Genomic DNA, 17929 nt, shown 5'->3' with positions numbered 1-17929 from the left:
ACTGGAGCCATCTATGTCCCACCGTTCTCCCCTGCGCGCCGCTGTGCTCGCCGCCGTCGCGGTCGGCGCGGTGCTCGCACCGACCACCGGGGCCGTCGCGTCCACCCACCCCCGGCCGACGCCCGCCGAGCGCGCAGCGTCCGCTGCCAGGGAGGCCGCAGCCGCACGCACCAAGGCCCCCCGCCCGGCGGGAACCACCGCGCCCCGGGGCAGCGCACCGGCCACAGCAGTGCCTCGGGGCGCAGTCGCCGCGGGCACCAGGCCCACACCGTCACCGGTCCCCGCACGCAGCAAGGCGTCCGCGGCCCGCCCGAGTGCGGCCCCGCGGGGCGCCGTCGCCGCCGGTGAGAAGCCCGCCGGGAGCGGCAGCGACACCGCGGCCCTCATCGGCTCGGCTGCCGGTGCCCTCCTCCTGGCCGGGGCGGGCACCGTCGTACTGCGCCGTCGCTCCGCCGTACGCGGCAACAACTGACCCACCTGCTCGCAGTGGCGCCGCCTCCGTCTCACCGGGGCGGCGCCACTGCTGCTCGCACCGACCTCGATCAGGAGCCCTTCGTGCCCGGTACACCCTTCGAGCCTCGTCCACCCCACCCGACGCGGCGGTCGGCCGCCGTACTCCCGGTCCTGCTCTGCCTCGCCCTCGCCGCACTGACCGGCTGCACGTCCGACCCGGCACAGGTGTCCTCCTCCACCGACGGGGCCGCCGCATCGGGCGGTTCGTCCGCGGACTCGCCCCACGCCTCATCGAAGCCGTCCGCCGGCACCACCCCGTCGAAGCGCCCCGCGGCCCCGACCCGGGTGAGTATCTCCTCGATCGGCGTGTCCAGCTCCCTCCTGCGGCTCGGCCTGAACGCAGACGGCACGGTCGAGGTGCCACCGGCCGACAAGGGCATGACCGCCGGCTGGTACACCGGAAGCACCACACCCGGCGAGCGCGGAGCCGCCGTCATCATCGGCCACAACGACACCCGCTTCGGCAAGGCCGTCTTCCACGACCTCAAGAAGATCGACAAGGGCGCCGACATCGCCGTCCGCGACGCGCTGGGAAAGACCACCCACTTCACCGTCACCGGCACCGAGAGCGTCAGCAAGAAGGCCTTCCCCACCGACAAGGTCTACGGCAAAACCCCGGACGCCACCCTGCGCCTCATCACCTGCGACGGATCCTTCGACGCCCAGGGGCACCCGGTGAACAACCTGATCGTGTACGCGATGCTGCGCTGAGGGTTCGCGCTGTCCCGGCCGAAGTGCAACGGCCTGCCTCTTCGGCTTACTTGGACTCGATCCGCCCGAGCGGTTCCGCATCAGCCGTCAGCGCGTCACACGCCGTCTGCCACGCGGCATCCCCCGGGTAGAGCTCGGAGCGGAGGTAGGCCCAGGTGAGCCGCTGGACCACAGACACTCGCTCGGGGTTCTCGTCGGTGGTCTCGGCCACGTCATATCCGGCGACCCCGCCGAGTCCGTGCTCCGCGCCGAACAGGGTGAGCAGGGACTTGCGGCCCGGGGAGAGTACGTACGGATCGGTGTGCCAGTCCGGGCCCCGAACCGTCAGGTGGTTGGAGGCGTCCTTGTCGCCGGCGACCACGAGCGCGGGCGTCGTCATCTCGGAGAAGTCCGTGGTCAGGAAGAAGGAATAGTTCTCCGCCACGAACTCGGTGACGGCATCGCCCCCTCTGCCGGGCGCGGCAAGGAGTACACCCGCCTTGATCCGGGGCTCGGTCAGGTCCACTTCCTTTCCGTCGTCCGCATCCGTGAGCCGGGCGCCCAGCAGCAGGCTCGCGGTGTGCCCGCCCATCGAGTGCCCGGCCACGGCGACCTTGCTGTGGTCCAGCCGCCCGAGGAGCTGCGGGACGGCGGCCTCGATCGCGTCGAGCCGGTCGATGATGCGGGTCATGTCCTCCGCCCGCGATCGCCAGTACAGAGGTGCCCCGGGGGTTTCGGGATCCAGGCTCAGCGTCGCAGAGCTCAGATGGGTGGGCTGGATCACGACGAAACCGTGCGCCGCCCAGAAGTTGGCGAGGGGCGCGTAGCCGTTCAGCGAGGAGAGGTTATTCGAGTAACCCTGACCGTGCGAGAGGAGGATGACCGGCAGGTCGCCCCCGGTCACGGGGGCGGAGACTCGCACCTCCAGGTCCACGGCTCGGCCGGGAGCCGACAGCACTACCGGACTGACCGAGAGGACGGGAGCGGGCGAGCCGAAGGTGTCGGCGGTGTACGTCCATTCACTCATGATGCGTTTCCCTTTGGTGGTCTCGTGCGTCCGGCTTCGGCTACGCTCAAACCGGATCATCGTTCCGGTTAATATATGGAACGCCGTTCCGCTTTGTCAACGGCGGTTGTGCCGGGGACGTCCCGACCGGGAACCGTCTGGAAGATCGATGAATTGCGCCTCCGGTACGGGGCTGATCAGCCACACGCAGACAGCCGCCCCGCGAGGAACCCGAACCCGCCGGGAAGGGTGCCGATGAGAGTTCCGCCGGGGCCCTCGAGCGTTACCGTCGCCGACTCCGACGACGCCGTGCGCTTCGCGGGCGAGCACATGGAAAACCGCCGGGCCGGCGGAGCCTCGGCGGATACCTGGAAACCGCAGCCGCATCCACCCTGCTGTCCCCTGCGCCGTTTCCGCTCGTCGTGCACCATCTGCCGAAGCGCGCCATGGGCGGGGACGACACCGACCGGCTGCGCGGCATACTCGATCGCCACCTACCTCGCCACGGCAGCCGTCCTCCGCAGCAGTCCCGTTCGGGAGGACCTGCGGCTTCGGACGGCCTCTGGCCCACCAACAACGCAAGACCGCCTGAGTAGCCGCGCACAGGTTCGATCCGGTCGTGGACGAGGATGAAGCTTATGGTCCGGTGGGTCGGGGATGTCGCCTTGGCGGTCGCGCTCACAGCGGTCCAGGGAGCGGCGCTTGTCGCGTTCTGGTTCTTCGAATCGCTCAAGGCCTGGGCCGATCAGGGAAGACGCCGCCCTGCGCGAGACCACGGCTTTTTCTCGTTCTGACGGTCGGGCCTACCGGTCTGACAGTGATCAGCTGCTCTGCTTACAGGTCCGGCCTGTGGGTGACGTCGGCGTCTCAGGCCCTGCTCGCCGCAGCCCTCGTCCTGCTCCTGCTCCTGGGATTCTGGACGGAGTGCGGCCGCTGGATCGCCCGGTGGTCCGCACACCGCCGCAGTGTCCGGACTCGGCGTCGCGTGGACGGTTCCACGGGGAGGGGCTGAGCACCGAGCCGACCGGCGCACAGTCCGGCGGCACTCCGCCGGCATGCCGGCGCCCCACCACACCGGTGACGGGCCGACACATCTCGCCGGCGTGTGCCCCGCTCGCACGCCGCCCAGCAGAGCGAGCTCCCGCACGCCCCGGCGCGCAGCCGCTCCAGCTCGGCAGAGTTCGGCTCCTCGAAGACGGCGTCCTCCAGCCGCGGGTGGCGGCGATGCGGTGCGCCCGGCAGTTGCCGCGTGCCGGAGCCCTTCAGGCTCGACCGCGGGACCGAGGTCCTCGGCGGGCTCGGTCCCGAGGTACGCACCGTAGTGTGCGGCCATACCCACATGCCGTTCGTCCGCCTCGCCCACAGCCGCCTTGTGATCATCCCGGCAGCGTCGGCACGCCCTACGGCGAATCGGAGCCCACGGGGCCGTCCTGGGCCCGGCGTCGAGCGGCGCACCACGGACTTCTGCACACCCGCGCCGGCGACGCAGACGCTCTCGAAGCCTTCGTCCGACGGAACGGACGCGACAGCACACCATGACGGCCAGGCCCCCTCACGGCCCACCTGGCGCTCAGCCGATGGCGCTCCCCGGGCGGCATGGGTCGGGGCGGCCGGGACGGCCGGACAGGCGTGCGGCGGAGGGCGCGCGGTCCTGCGCCAGGCGACGGCGCGCGGCGGCCAGCGCGGCGCCGATGTCGCGGGTACCGGTGGAGACACACAGGGTGTAGATGACATCTTCCATACGGCGCCGGGCGTCTTCCGTGTCGCCTTGATCGGCGTGCAGGGCCCCGAGTGCCTCGTACTGGTCGAGGAGGCCTTCCAGAACGGCGGGGTGTGCCATCAGCATGAGCGATTTCCTTCCAGGTCCGTGGCGGTCACAGCTGTTGCTGCAGGGTCGGTCTCCGTACGGGCGTCAGGTCGCCTCGCTCGCTCGCCCCGGGTGGTCACCGGGTTGGTGCCGACCGTTGCGGACGATCTCGTGGAGGTGCGCCTTGAACCGGGCCCACGGCACCGCGGGCTCAGGCGTGCCCCGTCGTGGCCAGGACGGTATCTGCGGGGCGGCGACGCACCCAGCGGCCATGGCCTTGGCGCCGGCCAGGGTGGCGGTGACCCGCAGGATGTCCTGCATACCGACGATGTGCAGGATCCTGGTGGCCTGCGGGTGCCGGGCGGTGACGCAGAGGACGATGCCGTACTGGTCAGCGGCCTGGCGCAGGCGCAGCAACAGACGCAGAGTCGCGGTGGTGACGATGGGCGTGCGGAGATCCACGATGACGGCACGCGCCCGGGAGCAGGAGAGGAGCAGGCACAGTTCCTGCTCGATCGGGGGCTCGTCGTCGATGTCGATGACATCGCGCAGCTCGATCACTTGATGTCGGGCGTCGAGGCGGTAGCTCGCAGAAGTCAAGACTCACTCCAGGCAGGCACGGTGACAAACCGGGCCGCTTCCTGACCGCAGATGACAGTCTGCCCCTCATCCGCCGGAGCACACAACCCGGCGCCCCGAGAGGGCGTATCCCGTATCCCCCAGGTCAGGGAGCCGGAGGCTCTCGTCGGCGGCCGAGAGGGTGCATAGTGGGAAGCGGCGGCTGGTCGTCTGCTCCTCCCGAGCGCGGTGCCGCTTGCGCTGGAGATCTCCCTTCGGGCTGGGGCCCGTGGTCCCTGGCGGCATATCGATGCCTGCCATATACGGGCCCTCAGGCTGCCCGGAACGGAAACCACCATGACTTCCCAGTCCCCGGGCACGCCCCCCACGCCCGGTATGCCAGATATCTCCTCACTTCTGCTCGACACCGACACCCTGAACGGGTTCCTGCAGGCTCTGGCGGAAGCCTCGCTCGTCTACGCCCCGACCGCCGACGGATGCGGCATCACTCTGGAGCGGGAGCGCAGGCCCCTGACGGTGGCCAGCGTCGGCGCCAGCGCCACGGCCCTCGATGAGGCTCAGTACGGTCAGGACGACGGTCCCTGTCTGCAGGCTCTGCGCACCGGCGAAGAGATCACCGTGCCGGACCTGCTCAGCGAAGAACGCTGGGGCCCCTATCCCGCCTACGCCGCTGCGTGCGGGGCTCGCTCGTCGCTGTCCCTCCCGATCGCCGCTCACACCCACACCGCCGGCGCCCTCAACCTCTACGCGCCCAAACCCGGCGCGTTCGCCGATGCGGATCTCGTCGGGTTGCGCTCCCTGGCCGCCGAGGCCACCGGCGCCATCGCGCTGGCCCAACGCATCAGCGATGCCCAGGAGTTCGCCGCCGATCTGCAGACCGCGCTGCAGTCCCGGGCGGTCATCGACCAGGCCATCGGCGTCATCATGGGCCAGCAACGGTGCGCCCCGGACGAGGCCTTCCAGATCCTGCGTACCGCGTCCCAGCACCGCAACATCAAACTCCGCGACCTGTGCACCGAGCTCATCACGAGCATTGCCGGGAAGCCCCCCACCGACGAGCAGCTGCGCGCCCGCCCCTGAACCCTGACTCACCCCCTCTCCCGGCCCTTCGGCCCGGCTGACGCGGCCGGGCCGAACGGCGCCGCGCGAAGCGCGCTTGCTTCAAGTGCACTTGAAGGTTCTAACGTGGCAGCCATGACGGTGATCGACAGCTCCCCCGTGAAGCCCCCGCCGCCCGTGGACGTCTGCGTGTCCGTGGGGTCGGCTCACCCGCGACCCGACGGCCAGGACCGCTACACGATCAGCGAGGTCGCGGCGCACACCGGACTCAGTGCTCCCACTCTGCGCTGGTACGAGCAGATCGGTCTGATGCCGCACGTGGAGCGGTCGCACAGCGGCCAGCGCCGCTTCGACAACAGGGCTCTGGACTGGCTCGCCTTCGTGGGCAAGTTGCGGCTCACCGGGATGCCGGTCGCCGACATGGTCAGCTTTGCGGAGCTGGTACGCCGGGGTGCGGACACCTTCCCCGAACGGCAGGAGATTCTGCAGCAGACCCGACACGAGGTCGTCACGCGCATCGCGGAGTTGCAGGACACCCTCGCCGTACTCGACTGCAAGATCGACTTTTATGCGGACGCCCGCCGGGCGTCGGAACGGGACTGAGAAACATCATGAGCCATGCCATGGAACAGATCCACAAGGTCCAACTGGGCGAAGGCGGCCCCCTCGTCGGCGCCCAGGGCTTCGGTGCCATGGGTATCAGCGCCGCCTACGGACAGACCGACGACGCGGCGGCCCGCGACACCCTGGAGGCCACCGTCGAGGCGGGTGTCACGCTCATCGACACAGCCGACATGTACGGCGTCGGGGCCAACGAGGAGTTCCTCGCGCCGTTCGTCGCCGCACACCGTGAGCAGATCACTCTGGCCACCAAGTTCGCCATCGAGTACCGCGCCGACGACCCGAGCTACCGGGCCATCCGCAACGATCCCGCCTACATCAAGAAGGCCGTCGAGGCGAGCCTGCGCCGCCTGAACGTCGAGGTCATCGACCTCTACTACATGCACCGCCGTGATCCCGCCGTCCCGTTGGCCGAGTCCGTCGGCGCCATGGCCGAACTGGTACGGGAGGGCAAGGTCAAACACCTCGGTCTGAGCGAGGTCACCGGCGCGGAACTGCGCGAGGCGCACGCCGTGCACCCCATCACCGCGCTGCAGTCGGAGTGGTCGGTCTTCAGCCGGGACGTCGAGCGGAGCGCGGTGGGCGCGGCCGCCGCGCTCGGGGTCGCCTTCGTGCCGTACTCGCCGCTCGGCCGGGGCTTTCTGACCGGGGCCTTCGCCGACGCGAGCCAAGACCTCTCCAGCAGCGACTTCCGGCAGCTGATGCCGCGCTTCACCGGCGAGAACGCCAAGGTGAACACCGCTCTCCTGTCGCCCCTGCACAAGATCGCGGCTGATCATGGCGCCACCACGGCGCAGATCGCCCTGGCCTGGGTGCAGCTCCGGGCTCAGGCGCACGGCCTCACCGTGGTGCCGATCCCCGGGACCCGCAAGCGCAGCCGCCTCCTCGAGAACGCGGCGGCCACCCGGATCACGCTGACCTCCGAGGAACTGGCGCAACTGGAGCCGATCGCCGGCCAGGTAGCGGGTGAGCGCTACGCGGACATGTCACTCACCTCGGCGGCCCGGGAGTCCTAGACACCGCCTCGGGTCGTGTGGAGCTCCGTACCGGGGTGGCCGGCATGACGCGCCCCGGGCCGGTACGGCTCGTGTGCCACATTGCCCGTCTGTGACGGCCGCACCAAGCCTCAAACTGTCCGCTGCTCCTACGGATCGCCACCCCCACGCAGCGACGAAAGCATCAACGTCGGAGCGGCGGCTGTGGCGCGCGCCGGTGACGTCTTCGAGCGGCGCGGATGCGTTGGTGTTGGTCATCCGTAGTACTCGGACGGGCCGGGCCGGTCGAGACGGATAGCCCACTGCACCCGGCCCGGGCTCCCGGGCCACGCGGAAACGAACCAGCTCTCCGATACGGATGGTCGCCGGTCTCGCCCGTTGCTTCCTCTGCCGGCGCCGACTGCGGCAGTTCTTGAGCGAAGTTCGGCCGAGTACGGCGATGCAGGTCACTGGCGCGGCATAGCTGCGAGCGCTAGATTGGTCACTCGTCCAAGGCGAACGACCAAGGAGGGTCCATGCCGGGTCGGACCAATGCCGAACGCGGTCAGGCCGTGCGCGCGCAGTTGCTGACGGCCGCCAGGGAACTCATCGGCGAGATCGGCTGGAACGCGGTCAGCACTCGCATCCTGGCCGAACGGGCCGGCGTCCGGTCGGGCCTGGTCCACTACCACTTCGAGTCGCTCCAGGCGCTGTTGCGGCAGGCAGCCCTGGAAGCGATGCGCGGGATGCTCGAAGGCACCGCCGCATTCCTCACCGTGTCCGCGAACCCCGCCGACGGCATCGAGGCGATGCTGTCCGAACTCGACGAGTACACCGGCGACGACCCGGTGTCGCTGCTGTTCATCGAGGCCTATCTCGCGGCAACCCGCGACCCGATCCTGCACGAGCAGATGCAGGCGCTCGTCAACGAGTTCCGCAACGCCGTCGCCGCCGCGCTCTCCGACGCCGGCCACCGGGCACCGGAAGCGGCCGCCGTCATCGTCATGGCCGTCTTCGACGGCTTCCTGCTCCACAAGGGCCTCAACCCGGAGCTCTCGGCCGACCGGATCGCGCCGGAGCTACGCAAGATCACCGACACCCGATCCAACGGAGCACACTGATGAAAGCCCTCATCTGTGGAGCCGGCATCGCCGGCCTCGCCCTGGCGAACCGCCTCCACCACCACGGGTGGCAGGTGCTCGTCGTCGACCACGCCCCCGGCCCCCGCGCCCAGGGCTACATGATCGACTTCTTCGGCCCCGGCTTCGAGGCCGTGACCGCCATGGGTCTGGAAACCGCGCTGCGCAAGGCCGCCAGCCCCGTGAACGAATTCCGCTACGTCGACGACCACGGCACCACGACCGTCCAGGTCGACTACGACCTGTTCTCCAAGGCGCTGCGCGGTCAGATCGCCAGCGTCATGCGGCCTGCGATCGAAGGCATGCTGCGCGAATCGCTCGCCGACGACATCGAGCTCCGCTACGGCACCACCGTCGACCAGATCGATGACGACAAGGCCGTCCTCTCCGATGGCACGACGATCGACGCCGACTTGATCGTTGGTGCCGACGGCGTCCACTCTCGCATCCGCGCACTCACCTTCGGCCCCGAGAAGGACTACCTGCGCTATCTCGGGATGCACACCGCCGCTTACGTTTTCACCGATCCCGGCATGCACGAACAGGTCCGCGGCCAATTCGTCCTCACCGAGACGGTCAACCGCCAGATGGGCTTCTACGGGCTCGGCGACGACCGCGTCGCGGTCTTCACCGTGCACCGCACCGCCGACCCGGTCCTGCCCGCCGACCCGCGCGAAGCCCTCCGCCAAGAGTTCGCCGACATGGGCGACTTGGCCGAGCGCGCCCTGTCCCAGTGTCCGCCACCCGACCAGGTCTACTACGACCAGGTCGCCCAGATCGACCTGCCGCAGTGGTGCGACGGACGGGTGGCGCTCGTCGGCGACGCCGCGTACGCCGTCTCCCTCGTCGCCGGGCAGGGTGCCTCACTCGGTGTCGCGGGCGCATACATCCTGGCCCAACGCCTGCACGTGGCGCCCTCAGTGGTCGAAGGCATCGCCGACTACGAGGCTCGCTGGCGCCCGGTCGCGACCGGAGTGCAGTCGGCGGCCCGGAACCGGGTCACCGAATGGTTCCTGCCGACCTCCAAGACGAAACTCGTGCTGCGTCGCTGGGGATTCCGGGCCATGAATCTTCCCGGACTCAACCGCGTCATGGTCGGCCCGCTCTTCCCGAAGGACCACCGGACCGTCGCCGAACTCAGCGCTTGACCACCGAGCAACGCGTCCTGCACTTTCCGGATCGTCACGGTCAGGACCGCAACGTGCGCACCGGTCATCGTGGACCCCCGCCTACGCACGGGCACGGCCAACTCGGGCAGGGGTGCTGCGGCACCATGGTGTCGACGGATCCCGGCCCGGTACCCGTCGACGCATACGCCTGCACTCCCAGAAGATTCAGTGGAAGCATGGCCGCACTCCCCGCGGCCCCGGCCATGACGAATTTCCTTCGCCCGACCATCGTCTCCGGCTGGTGGCCGCCGGACATTCGGTGGCCCGACCTTCGGAAAACGGCCGAACGTGGCCCGCCCCGCCCCGGGCGCGCACCGTATTCGACCACTGAGTGCCGCACTTTTCCGCGCTCAAGCTCAGTTCCGCTCCGGTCGTGGCGTAGGCGCCTCCTTGCTCTCGGCGTTTCTCCGGACGGATGTCGGAAGTCTGTCGGCGGTGGCCGTGATCTGTCGGCGTTATGTCGGCGGAGGCTGCGACCTTGGGCGGGTCGGTGCTCGTCATGAGCACACTGCCCCCAAGCACAAGGAGCCCGTCATCGTGTCTTCCGCACCCGAGAGCCGCCCGTGGGACGTTCACCGGCTGCCGTCTGCCCGGGGCAGGACCTTCCTGGTCACCGGGGGTAACGCCGGGATCGGCTACTTCGCCGCGGAACAACTCGCCGCCACCGGCGCCGTCGTCGTACTCGGCAGCCGGGACGCGGCGAAGGCCGAGGCCGCCATGACCTCGATCCGTTCGCGCGTCCCCGGCGCTCAGGTCCGGCAACTTCAGCTGGACCTCGCTGACCTGTCGTCCCTGAAGAGCGCCGTGGACAGACTGGACCTCGATCATCTCGACGCGGTGGTCCACAACGCGGGGGTCGCGCTCGACGACCCGCCGCGTCGAGAGACCGTGGACGGCCACGAGCTGATGTTCGGCACCAACCACCTCGGCCACTTCGCGCTCACCCAGTGGCTGGCTCCCCTGCTGTCCGCGGCGCCGGCGGGCCGCATCGTGACGGTGGGAAGCTTCGCAGCCCGGTCCGAGCGACTGGACCTGGACGATCTGCAGTCGACCCGGGACTACCAACCCAAGCGCACCTACGGCCGATCCAAGCTGGCGCAGATGTGTTTCGGCTTCGAACTCGATCGCCGACTGCGGGCCCTCGGCAGCACGGTGCTCAGTGTGGTGGCCCACCCCGGCGGCGCACTGGACTCCCTCACCCCGTCCCGCCCGCCGGTACGCGTGACAACGGCCGGCGAGCGGCTGCGAGCCCTGCCCGCCGGGCTCCTGGTGCAGGGCAAGGACGCCGGAGCATGGCCCGTCGTCCGTGCCGTCCTCGATCCGGAGGTACAGGGGGGACAGCTGTGGGGGCCGAGGGTCTTCGGCCTGCGTGGCACACCACGGTGTGGGCCCGTCCCCTCCCACATGGCCGACCCAGCCGTCGCCGCTCGCCTGTGGGCCGCCTCCGGCGAACTGGCCGGCACCGACCCGCACCTCGGCTTTCAGTAGGCGCGGAGCCGCGGCCGGGGTGTCCATCCGGGCCGGCTCAACCACCGTCACGCAAAACACTCGACTGGGAACCCCCAGCCGAGCGCCTACATAAACTGCTCAAGACCTGACAGCCGACCACGTGTTGTCACGACCGCTGGAAACCGCCACCGGCTGTCGGGCCCCTTCACAGGATGGCGAGGATCAGGCCTTCTTCAGGTAATCGGCGCTGACCCAGCCCCACTTGCCGGAGTTGGCGCCGCTCGTCACCTTCCCGTAGGTCCAGACGTTGTAAGGGACGCCGACGCCGTAGGACGCGTCGTACTTGCAGGTACCGTAGAAATGGGTCCCAGTGCCGAGAATGCCCTGCGAGGTGTACCCGCTTCCCGGGCCGGTGCGCAGGTTGACCGAAGTGGTCGCCTTGTACGTCGCGTTGGTGATGTCGACGGTGCAGCTAGAGGACCCTGCGGCACTCGCGGTAGGTGCGATGGCGATCACACCGCCGAACGCTGCCGCGCCGGCGACGACCGTCGCTATGGCGCCCCTCTTCAACTTGTTCAATGCACTTCCCAGGACTCGGTTCGGATGTTCCGGAAGGGAATCTAGCATTTACCTTGATCATTCAGCGGGTCGCTGACCCTCTGATGCGGTGACTTCGACCCCGCCTCGACCCAAGGGCGGTGAGCCGGTTCCAGGCGAGGACGTAGGCCTCGGCTCAGGGCTGCCACAGACCGCTTGTGGAGGTGCCGGCGTCTCGCCTGACGGGCGAGGCGGGCTGATGGCAGATCCGCAGTCACATGGCCTGCGGATCGGCCTCGGCGAGGCTCCGGACTCGAGCTGTCTGGCTCAGCTTCCGTCAAGCCGCCGTACCCGGGATGTCACCCTCACCCCCGACTCGCTTCGCCCATTAACGCCGCCCGAGCTGCTCTCCGGCCCGCACCCGACGCGACACAGCGATGAGTGCGTCCGCCGGCGGGAAGCCGCCCGCCGAGGCTGGGCGCAGGGCAGTTCGCTCGGCCTGCGATACAACACTACTGCAACCGATAAGTTGCAGTAGTGTCTCTGACATGCAATGATTGGGTTGCAGATCGTTACGTGGGAAATACCAGGGAGGTAGCCATGAACGACACCACCTACACCGACACCGAACTCGCCGAGCTCGACCGGATCGCCCGGCAGATCGACATCGACGCCCCGGTCGAGCGGGTCTGGGAGCTGATCTCGCGCCCCGGCTGGTACGTCAACGACGGCGCCGTCGAGGCCGACCCGGACCTGCGCTACGAGGGCGAGGTGACCGTGGTACGCCATCCGACGCTGGGCGAGTTCCGGTTCCGGACGGTAGAGCTGGACAAGCCGCGCTACGCAGCGTTCCGCTGGATCGGCACCCCGTCCCGCAATGAGTCGACTCCCTCGACCCTCGTCGAATTCTGGGTCGACGAACGGGACGGCGGCGGAGTGACGTTGCGCGTCGTCGAGAGCGGCTTCTCCGGCCTCCACGACGACCCGGCCACGTGGTTGAAGGAACGTGAGGGCAATGACAAGGGGTGGTTCGCCGAGCTGAAGGCCGCGAAGGCGTTCACCGAGAAGTCCGCGCCGGCCTCGACGATGCAACCGTGACCGTCGCCCTCCCCGTCGTGTGCGCCGCGCTCGGCGATCCGATGCGATGGGAGATCCTCACCCGGCTCGGCAAGGGCCCGATGTCGGCGTCTGCTCTGGCCAGGGTGCTGCCGGTGAGCCGTCAAGCGATCGGCAAGCACCTGGAGGTACTGCGCGAGGTCGGTCTGGTCGAGTCCGAGCAGCGTGGGCGCGAGGTCGTCTACCTCGCCGTCGGCGCCCGGCTCGGCGCGCTGGCCCGGGAACTGGACCGGATCGGCCGCTCCTGGGAGACCCGTCTCTTGCGCATCAAGGAACTGGCGGAGCGCCCAGGCCCGGCTGCCCCGGAGGGCTCCGACTGACGGAGTCGATGTGGCCGCCGTCCTCGAACTGACCGGGCTGGACGGGCCGGTCACCCTGCTCGGCGCGTGCGATGAGCGCCAGCAGCTTATCCGCCTACTGCCTCATGTGGCACGACTGCCACGACGCGGCCGGGCAGTGTGAGGTCTGCACCTGGGTCACCACCCAGGTCGCGACGCCCCGTCCCCCAGTGGTCCCGCATCGAGGCCGGGCGCTCCGACGATCTCACGCCTCGACCATGCCGAACTCTGAGCGCCGCACGGTCCCGAGACCCGAGGACCGAGTTCCGGGACCGGTTGGTTCACCCTTCCGTGGGAACGCGGAGGGGGCCGGGCCCGGTGCTTGAGCTTCGGGATTCCGGCGCCGGGCTTCGGGCCCCGGGATTCGAGCGCTCTCGGTCAACCGGCAGGTAAAACAGGGTTGGGGAAAACCTTCCCAGCCCTCCCCCACCCGTCACGGCCAGCAAGTATGACTAATCGTGACAGCTTGCGGCGCGGCATCGCGGCTGCTTACGGTGCCACCAACGAAACGACCCCGACGCGGTGTTGGAAGCACCAAGCCGGGGTCTCACCCCAAGATCGAAGTAGGCGATCTCGTGGCTACCGAGAACCTTAGCCCTGCCCTGCACACACCCGCATCCCCGCCACCGCACCCGAAGGCCCAACGCGGCTACGGCAAACAATCCGTACCCGACCAACACCCGCCGTCCCCCGGCACCTTCATGCTGCTGCCCGAGCGGGAGCGTTACATCGCCGGATACGTCGACCGCCTGCCCGACGGCGCGGCCATGGACATCAAGACGCTGGCCAGGAGCAACCCCCTCTACGGGCAGATGGCCGTCGGCTCCGCCCTCAAGGCCCTCACCGTCGCCGGGTATCTCCGGCGCGCCCGCTGCCGGATCGGCGAGACCGAAACCCGCTGGGTCACCCTCACCTACTGGTCCCGCACCGCCCACGACAACGAATGGTGGAACGCCTTCGCCGAAGCCGAGAACAACCGGTCCGAGCTGGGCGCCACGGCCGCCGGGACCGCGCCCCCGCCGTCCTGGACCCGCACGGAAGCACCCGCCGCGATGGCCGCCGAGCAGGTAGTCCCCGCCGGATCGCCCGGACCCGCACCCAGGGCCGCGCCCACCCCCGTACCTTTCGTACCGCAGCAGCGAACCCCGCAACCACCCCCGGACGAGCCCTCACCCGCCTACCTCGCCCTGGCCCGGCTCGGCCGCATCGAACCCCGCCTCGCTCTCTCCGCCGCCGACTGCGCATTCCTGGAAGCACTGGCCGCCGAGTGGTTTGAACGGGGCGTGAGCACCGACTACCTCACCCATGCACTCACCTCGGGGCTCCCCGCCCAAGTCGGCTCCCCCGTCGGCTTCGTACGCCGGCGCCTCCATGACAAGGTCCCACCCCACCTGCCCGCGGCTCCCGCACCAACCACCCCCGGCACTCCCGCTCGCCGCGTGATGGTCGAGTGCACCGCATGCGGCATACCCGGCCCACCCGAAGCACTCCCCGACGGCCTCTGCCGCCCCTGCCGGCCGACCGTGCCGGGAGCGGACCCCGCACCCATCGCCGACCCGCCGCCCGTCGAACGCGACATCCACGCACGGGTCAAAGGCCTCCGCGACCTGATGAAAGCCCCCTGAGCATGCTGGCGTACGCGGGCATCCGAACCATCTGACGATCAGCGTTGCGCACGGCCGGCAGTGTCCCCCGACATCACCGCCGCCCGTGTCCACCCTCTCCCCGCGCTGTACAAGGCCGCCGCCAACGGCACCGTGTCGCCCTCGTCTTCAACGGAATCAGGAAATGATCACCGCTGAGAAAATGGCCGGGCACGCTGGTCCGTGATGGCGCGGCTGCTCATCTTGACTACCGGATTTCCGTCGAGACCGGATTGAGGAAGAAGAGGCACTGGTCCGCCTGGAATTCACCCACCTCGGCGACGAAGCGAAACTTATCGCCTGCGCCGACGGTGGCAGGGATCTTCTTGCCGGTCAGTCTCAGGTCAAAGACGTTGACGTCCTCGTACTTGAAGTCCGGGCCAACCGTCGTGTTCGGTCCCTCGTCGCCCGGGCCCAGGAGAAAGTCGTAGCGGGTGTCGTAGTCACCGTGGTGCGCCATTTCACAATTGAGCCGTTGAACGCGACCGTCTGGCCCTCGTGCCTGGTTGATAAGTCCAGGTTCGCGTCGTCGCACGAGTCCGCCTTCAGCAGCGCCGCGAACTCCGGGTTGTTCTGAGGTGTGATCACCTCAGTGGCAGCCGACTCGGCCGCGGTCGGAGTCGGCGCAGCGGAAGGCTTTTCGCTCGCAGCGGCCGTCGACTTGCCTGACTGGTCCTTCTTTTCGCCTCCGTCGCTGAGTGCAGCGGCAGCGCCGATGACGATGGTCAGGATCACGGGGACGGCGGCCCCCGTGCCGATCAGGAGCCACGGCTGCGGCTTCTTCGGCCGACGGAAGTTGAGGGTGGAGCGAAACGTACCCTGGGCCTGCTCCACGAGCTCCCAGCCATCCTTCTGCATCTTCGAGATCACCAAGCCGTCGGTGCCACGAACTGTCTTCACAGCCTTGTACTCGTACTTGATCTCGTCGGCCATGCGGCTCCGCGCCCCCTAAATGGACTGTTCACACAAACTGCCTCGCGAGCATAGGAGACTCCGCGAGGAACTCGGCATCACCGACGTCACCCTCGGGCACCGAGCTCGCGATTCGGACCAAGGAGCACTCGGTCGGGAGGCAAGCCGGCTCGCCAGGTCGAACGCTACTTTGTGACGGTTGTGCGCCGGACTCCGTCGATCCCGCCCTTGCCACCCAACCGGACGAGTGTGGCGACATTGGTGACCCAAGTGAAGTCCGGGATGTGCGCGTGCACCGGCCGGTCAGCCGACGCGCTTCCAGTCCTGGCAGCGCTGCGTTTTGAAGTACTCGCCCTTGTTGAGCGTCACCCGGCCCGGGCCCTGCAGGTTGTCGTTGGCGATGATCGCGTCGAACTCGCCGCTGGCGTTCTTGAGCCGGGCCCAGTAGCACCCGAAGCCGTCGTCCGAGCCGGCGGACTTGTACGTTCCGGCCTTGATGTCCTCGCCGACCAGATACTCGCCGTCCCCGCTGAAGCTGTCGGCCGGGCCGGTCTCCGCCTTCTTCTTCGGCGCCTTCGGCTTCGCCGTCTTCGTCACGGTCGGCGCGGGATGGGCCTTCGCGGTTTCCGTGACGGTGACCTTCGGCTGCGGCCCGGTGCTGCCGGCGGCCTTGGTGTCGGCGTCGGCGTTGCCGCTGGAGCCGATTCCCGTACCGATGAGCAGGGCGACGCAGGCAACAGCGCCGTGGGTGAGCAACGCCTTCTTGCGCGAGGGTTTCCGTGTCGGCGAAGCGGGCGGCGGGGTGGGGAAACCGGGCTGCGGCTGGTGGTAAGGGCCGGGGTACTGGTACTGCGGGGTGTCGCTCATGGTGTGCTCCAAGGAGTGGTGCGGCTGAATGAGTTCGGGGTGGCGGAGCCGATGCGGCTCCGGAAGTGGTGCGTACGCGGGTGCGGCTACTGACCGCGGATCTTGCGTCCCGCCTCGGTGCCCGAGCCGAGGATCGCGTCGGCGACGCGGCCGCCGGAGTCCTTGACGCCGCCGCTGAAGTTGAGGCGCCCGGAGGCGCTCGCCTTCGCCGCCACGCCGTCCCAGTACCGGGCCTCGCGCTCCCACCGGATGCCCGTGAGGAGCCGGCGCAGTTCGTCGGAGCTCAGCGCGTTCACGGATGCGTCCCACGGCATGGTGTGGTGCACGGCGATGCCCAGCCCCGCGAGCACGGCCGGTGCGGTGATGGCGCTGCGCGAGACGAAATCCGCGCTGCGGTCGGAGATGAGGCGCGCCAGCAGCGGAACCACGTTCTGCTCGACCTGCTCGGGGCTGGTGCCGGCCGGCAGCTCGTCCTCGTGGACGGTCTCCGCCGAGCGGGACAGACCGTTCCGCCCATAGATCGTCGTGATGACGAGGGCCCGCAGTGCGGAGAGGGTGATGACCTCGGGGTCGGTCTTGCCGACCTGCCGCTTGCTGGCGTTGACGAGTTTGGTGAACGGGACGAGCTTGTCGTCGATGTCCACCTTCACGGCGTCGGCGACGCGGTGGGCGAGCCGGGTGGCGAAGTCCCGCTGGTCCATGGACATGGCCAGGTTCTTGGCGACGACGACGCCCTGCACGTTGCGGTCGTAGAAGATCTGCCGCGCGTCGGCCACGGAGAGGTCCACGTACAGCTCGAACGGCACCCGCACCTGGGCGAGTTCGGCGTAGCTGAGCCCGAACCGCTCGGGATCGTCATACAGCTCGTGCCAGGCCGTCGTCTGCGTCTCGCCGTCGATGGCGACCACCGAGGTGCCCGGCGTGATGGTCAGGGTGCGCAGACCGGTCCCGGGGAGCAGTTCGTCGCTGAGCGCGGCAAGCGGTCCCTCGTGCCAGAAGGTGATTGGCGGGGTGGACCAGCCGGCCCCGAGCTCGCCCTGGACGCCGTCGGCGATGTACTCGGCGTACGAGCCGACGTTCTTCCCCTTCTGCGTGGACTTCAGCGCCCGCTGCACCAGCGACCGCAGCTCGGCGTGCCGCCGCACGGCGCCGGACGCGGCTTTGAGCGTCCTGGTGTCCTCCTCGCGTCGAGGAGAGGGAACAAGCTGTACCAGCGTCGGTACGGACATCGTCCCGATCACGGCGTCCGCCCGGAACGGCATGACGGTGAGCTGGGTTCCTTCGATGACCGCGGTCGGCATGGTGATGCGCATGACGATTCCCCCATGGGATCGATGAAGCGAGTGCGGCGGCGGTGCCCGGTTCCACGTGTGGAGCCGACAGGCGCGGCGGCAGATCGAACAGGCCGAAAGGGTGCTGCCGGAGCGGCAGCCTTCCCTCGGAAGCAACAACAGATAAGCATGAGCGTGAAAGCACTGTCAATCGCCTTGACGTCTGCAACCTCAGCGCT

General features: G+C 69.1%; 17 protein-coding genes and 2 pseudogenes. 12 read left to right on the top strand and 7 right to left on the bottom strand.

Annotated elements, in window-relative coordinates; genetic code table 11:
• Window positions 1–13 precede the first annotated feature (13 nt).
• Window positions 14–472 (top strand): hypothetical protein, encoded by a 459-nt coding sequence (locus AB0M87_RS21285; protein ID WP_365855414.1) that lies wholly within the window; start codon window positions 14–16, stop codon window positions 470–472.
• Between the two features lie 83 nt (window positions 473–555).
• Entirely contained in the window at window positions 556–1224 is a 669-nt protein-coding gene (locus AB0M87_RS21280; protein ID WP_365855137.1) for a class F sortase, read from the top strand.
• 46 nt (window positions 1225–1270) lie between these two features.
• On the opposite strand, the gene AB0M87_RS21275 is transcribed toward AB0M87_RS21280, so the two are convergent.
• Window positions 1271–2230 carry a chlorophyllase gene (locus AB0M87_RS21275; protein ID WP_365855135.1) on the bottom strand — a complete coding sequence of 320 codons (960 nt, stop codon included), beginning with the start codon at window positions 2228–2230 and terminating at the stop codon, window positions 1271–1273.
• Window positions 2231–3491: 1261 nt separating this feature from the next.
• Between AB0M87_RS21275 and AB0M87_RS21270 the strand changes: the two are divergent.
• Window positions 3492–3748: pseudogene (locus tag AB0M87_RS21270) on the top strand (metallophosphoesterase); the annotation flags it as partial.
• Window positions 3749–3779: 31 nt separating this feature from the next.
• Here the strand turns inward: AB0M87_RS21270 and AB0M87_RS21265 are convergent.
• Together AB0M87_RS21265 and AB0M87_RS21260 are read right to left on the bottom strand one after the other, a co-directional pair.
• On the bottom strand, window positions 3780–4055 hold the full coding sequence (locus AB0M87_RS21265; RefSeq protein WP_365855133.1) for a DUF5133 domain-containing protein: 276 nt from the start codon (window positions 4053–4055) through the stop codon (window positions 3780–3782).
• Window positions 4056–4121: 66 nt separating this feature from the next.
• The gene (locus tag AB0M87_RS21260; protein WP_365855130.1) at window positions 4122–4616 is read right to left on the bottom strand and encodes an anti-sigma factor antagonist; all 495 of its coding nucleotides are present in this window, start codon (window positions 4614–4616) and stop codon (window positions 4122–4124) included.
• Between the two features lie 315 nt (window positions 4617–4931).
• On the opposite strand from AB0M87_RS21260, the gene AB0M87_RS21255 reads away from it, so the two are divergent.
• From AB0M87_RS21255 to AB0M87_RS21230, 6 genes are all read left to right on the top strand, one after another.
• Window positions 4932–5675 (top strand): GAF and ANTAR domain-containing protein, encoded by a 744-nt coding sequence (locus tag AB0M87_RS21255; protein WP_365855127.1) that lies wholly within the window; start codon window positions 4932–4934, stop codon window positions 5673–5675.
• 114 nt (window positions 5676–5789) lie between these two features.
• Window positions 5790–6257: a MerR family transcriptional regulator gene (locus AB0M87_RS21250; protein ID WP_365855125.1), complete on the top strand. Its 468-nt coding sequence runs from the start codon at window positions 5790–5792 to the stop codon at window positions 6255–6257.
• An 8-nt stretch (window positions 6258–6265) separates the two neighbouring features.
• Window positions 6266–7291: an aldo/keto reductase gene (locus AB0M87_RS21245; protein WP_365855123.1), complete on the top strand. Its 1026-nt coding sequence runs from the start codon at window positions 6266–6268 to the stop codon at window positions 7289–7291.
• A gap of 494 nt (window positions 7292–7785) precedes the next feature.
• A complete protein-coding gene (locus AB0M87_RS21240) occupies window positions 7786–8370 on the top strand; it encodes a TetR/AcrR family transcriptional regulator (protein WP_365855121.1) in 585 nt (194 codons plus the stop codon).
• Window positions 8370–9536 carry an FAD-dependent monooxygenase gene (locus AB0M87_RS21235; protein ID WP_365855119.1) on the top strand — a complete coding sequence of 389 codons (1167 nt, stop codon included), beginning with the start codon at window positions 8370–8372 and terminating at the stop codon, window positions 9534–9536. Before AB0M87_RS21240 ends, AB0M87_RS21235 begins: the two co-directional genes overlap by 1 nt.
• A gap of 558 nt (window positions 9537–10094) precedes the next feature.
• The gene (locus AB0M87_RS21230; protein ID WP_365855117.1) at window positions 10095–11045 is read left to right on the top strand and encodes an SDR family NAD(P)-dependent oxidoreductase; all 951 of its coding nucleotides are present in this window, start codon (window positions 10095–10097) and stop codon (window positions 11043–11045) included.
• Window positions 11046–11228: 183 nt separating this feature from the next.
• On the opposite strand, the gene AB0M87_RS21225 is transcribed toward AB0M87_RS21230, so the two are convergent.
• Window positions 11229–11585, bottom strand: a complete 357-nt coding sequence (locus tag AB0M87_RS21225) for an SH3 domain-containing protein (RefSeq protein WP_365855115.1) — start codon at window positions 11583–11585, stop codon at window positions 11229–11231.
• A 558-nt stretch (window positions 11586–12143) separates the two neighbouring features.
• Here AB0M87_RS21225 and AB0M87_RS21220 point away from each other — a divergent pair.
• From AB0M87_RS21220 to AB0M87_RS21210, 3 genes are all read left to right on the top strand, one after another.
• Window positions 12144–12641, top strand: coding sequence for an SRPBCC domain-containing protein (locus tag AB0M87_RS21220; protein ID WP_365855113.1), 498 nt, complete (start codon window positions 12144–12146; stop codon window positions 12639–12641).
• Window positions 12638–12979, top strand: a complete 342-nt coding sequence (locus AB0M87_RS21215) for a metalloregulator ArsR/SmtB family transcription factor (RefSeq protein ID WP_365855111.1) — start codon at window positions 12638–12640, stop codon at window positions 12977–12979. The genes AB0M87_RS21220 and AB0M87_RS21215 overlap by 4 nt, the downstream gene beginning before the upstream one ends.
• 593 nt (window positions 12980–13572) lie before the next feature.
• Window positions 13573–14622 (top strand): MarR family transcriptional regulator, encoded by a 1050-nt coding sequence (locus AB0M87_RS21210; protein WP_365855109.1) that lies wholly within the window; start codon window positions 13573–13575, stop codon window positions 14620–14622.
• Between the two features lie 226 nt (window positions 14623–14848).
• Here the strand turns inward: AB0M87_RS21210 and AB0M87_RS21205 are convergent.
• The 3 genes and pseudogenes from AB0M87_RS21205 to AB0M87_RS21195 all read right to left on the bottom strand — a co-directional run bounded on the left by AB0M87_RS21205 (window position 14849) and on the right by AB0M87_RS21195 (window position 17732).
• Window positions 14849–15498 (bottom strand): annotated as a pseudogene (locus AB0M87_RS21205) (DUF4839 domain-containing protein).
• 357 nt (window positions 15499–15855) lie between these two features.
• Window positions 15856–16419 (bottom strand): hypothetical protein, encoded by a 564-nt coding sequence (locus tag AB0M87_RS21200; RefSeq protein ID WP_365855107.1) that lies wholly within the window; start codon window positions 16417–16419, stop codon window positions 15856–15858.
• Window positions 16420–16505: 86 nt separating this feature from the next.
• A complete protein-coding gene (locus AB0M87_RS21195; RefSeq protein ID WP_365855105.1) occupies window positions 16506–17732 on the bottom strand; it encodes a DNA sulfur modification protein DndB in 1227 nt (408 codons plus the stop codon).
• Window positions 17733–17929: the final 197 nt, after the last annotated feature.

It is taken from the genome of Streptomyces sp. NPDC051320 (assembly GCF_040682175.1).
Lineage (GTDB): Bacteria > Actinomycetota > Actinomycetes > Streptomycetales > Streptomycetaceae > Streptomyces.
The sequence above is the reverse complement of the archived record's forward strand: the minus strand, read 5'-3'. Positions and strand labels throughout refer to the sequence as shown.

Bases quoted from the DNA above. Each gene is read 5' to 3' on its own strand.
- AB0M87_RS21285 (WP_365855414.1), top strand. From the start codon at position 14: ATGTCCCACCGTTCTCCCCTGCGCGCCGCTGTGCTCGCCGCCGTCGCG.
- AB0M87_RS21275 (WP_365855135.1), bottom strand. From the start codon at position 2,230: ATGAGTGAATGGACGTACACCGCCGACACCTTCGGCTCGCCCGCTCCC.
- AB0M87_RS21265 (WP_365855133.1), bottom strand. From the start codon at position 4,055: ATGCTGATGGCACACCCCGCCGTTCTGGAAGGCCTCCTCGACCAGTAC.
- AB0M87_RS21255 (WP_365855127.1), top strand. From the start codon at position 4,932: ATGACTTCCCAGTCCCCGGGCACGCCCCCCACGCCCGGTATGCCAGAT.
- AB0M87_RS21250 (WP_365855125.1), top strand. From the start codon at position 5,790: ATGACGGTGATCGACAGCTCCCCCGTGAAGCCCCCGCCGCCCGTGGAC.
- AB0M87_RS21245 (WP_365855123.1), top strand. From the start codon at position 6,266: ATGAGCCATGCCATGGAACAGATCCACAAGGTCCAACTGGGCGAAGGC.
- AB0M87_RS21240 (WP_365855121.1), top strand. From the start codon at position 7,786: ATGCCGGGTCGGACCAATGCCGAACGCGGTCAGGCCGTGCGCGCGCAG.
- AB0M87_RS21235 (WP_365855119.1), top strand. From the start codon at position 8,370: ATGAAAGCCCTCATCTGTGGAGCCGGCATCGCCGGCCTCGCCCTGGCG.
- AB0M87_RS21220 (WP_365855113.1), top strand. From the start codon at position 12,144: ATGAACGACACCACCTACACCGACACCGAACTCGCCGAGCTCGACCGG.
- AB0M87_RS21200 (WP_365855107.1), bottom strand. From the start codon at position 16,419: ATGAGCGACACCCCGCAGTACCAGTACCCCGGCCCTTACCACCAGCCG.
- AB0M87_RS21195 (WP_365855105.1), bottom strand. From the start codon at position 17,732: ATGCGCATCACCATGCCGACCGCGGTCATCGAAGGAACCCAGCTCACC.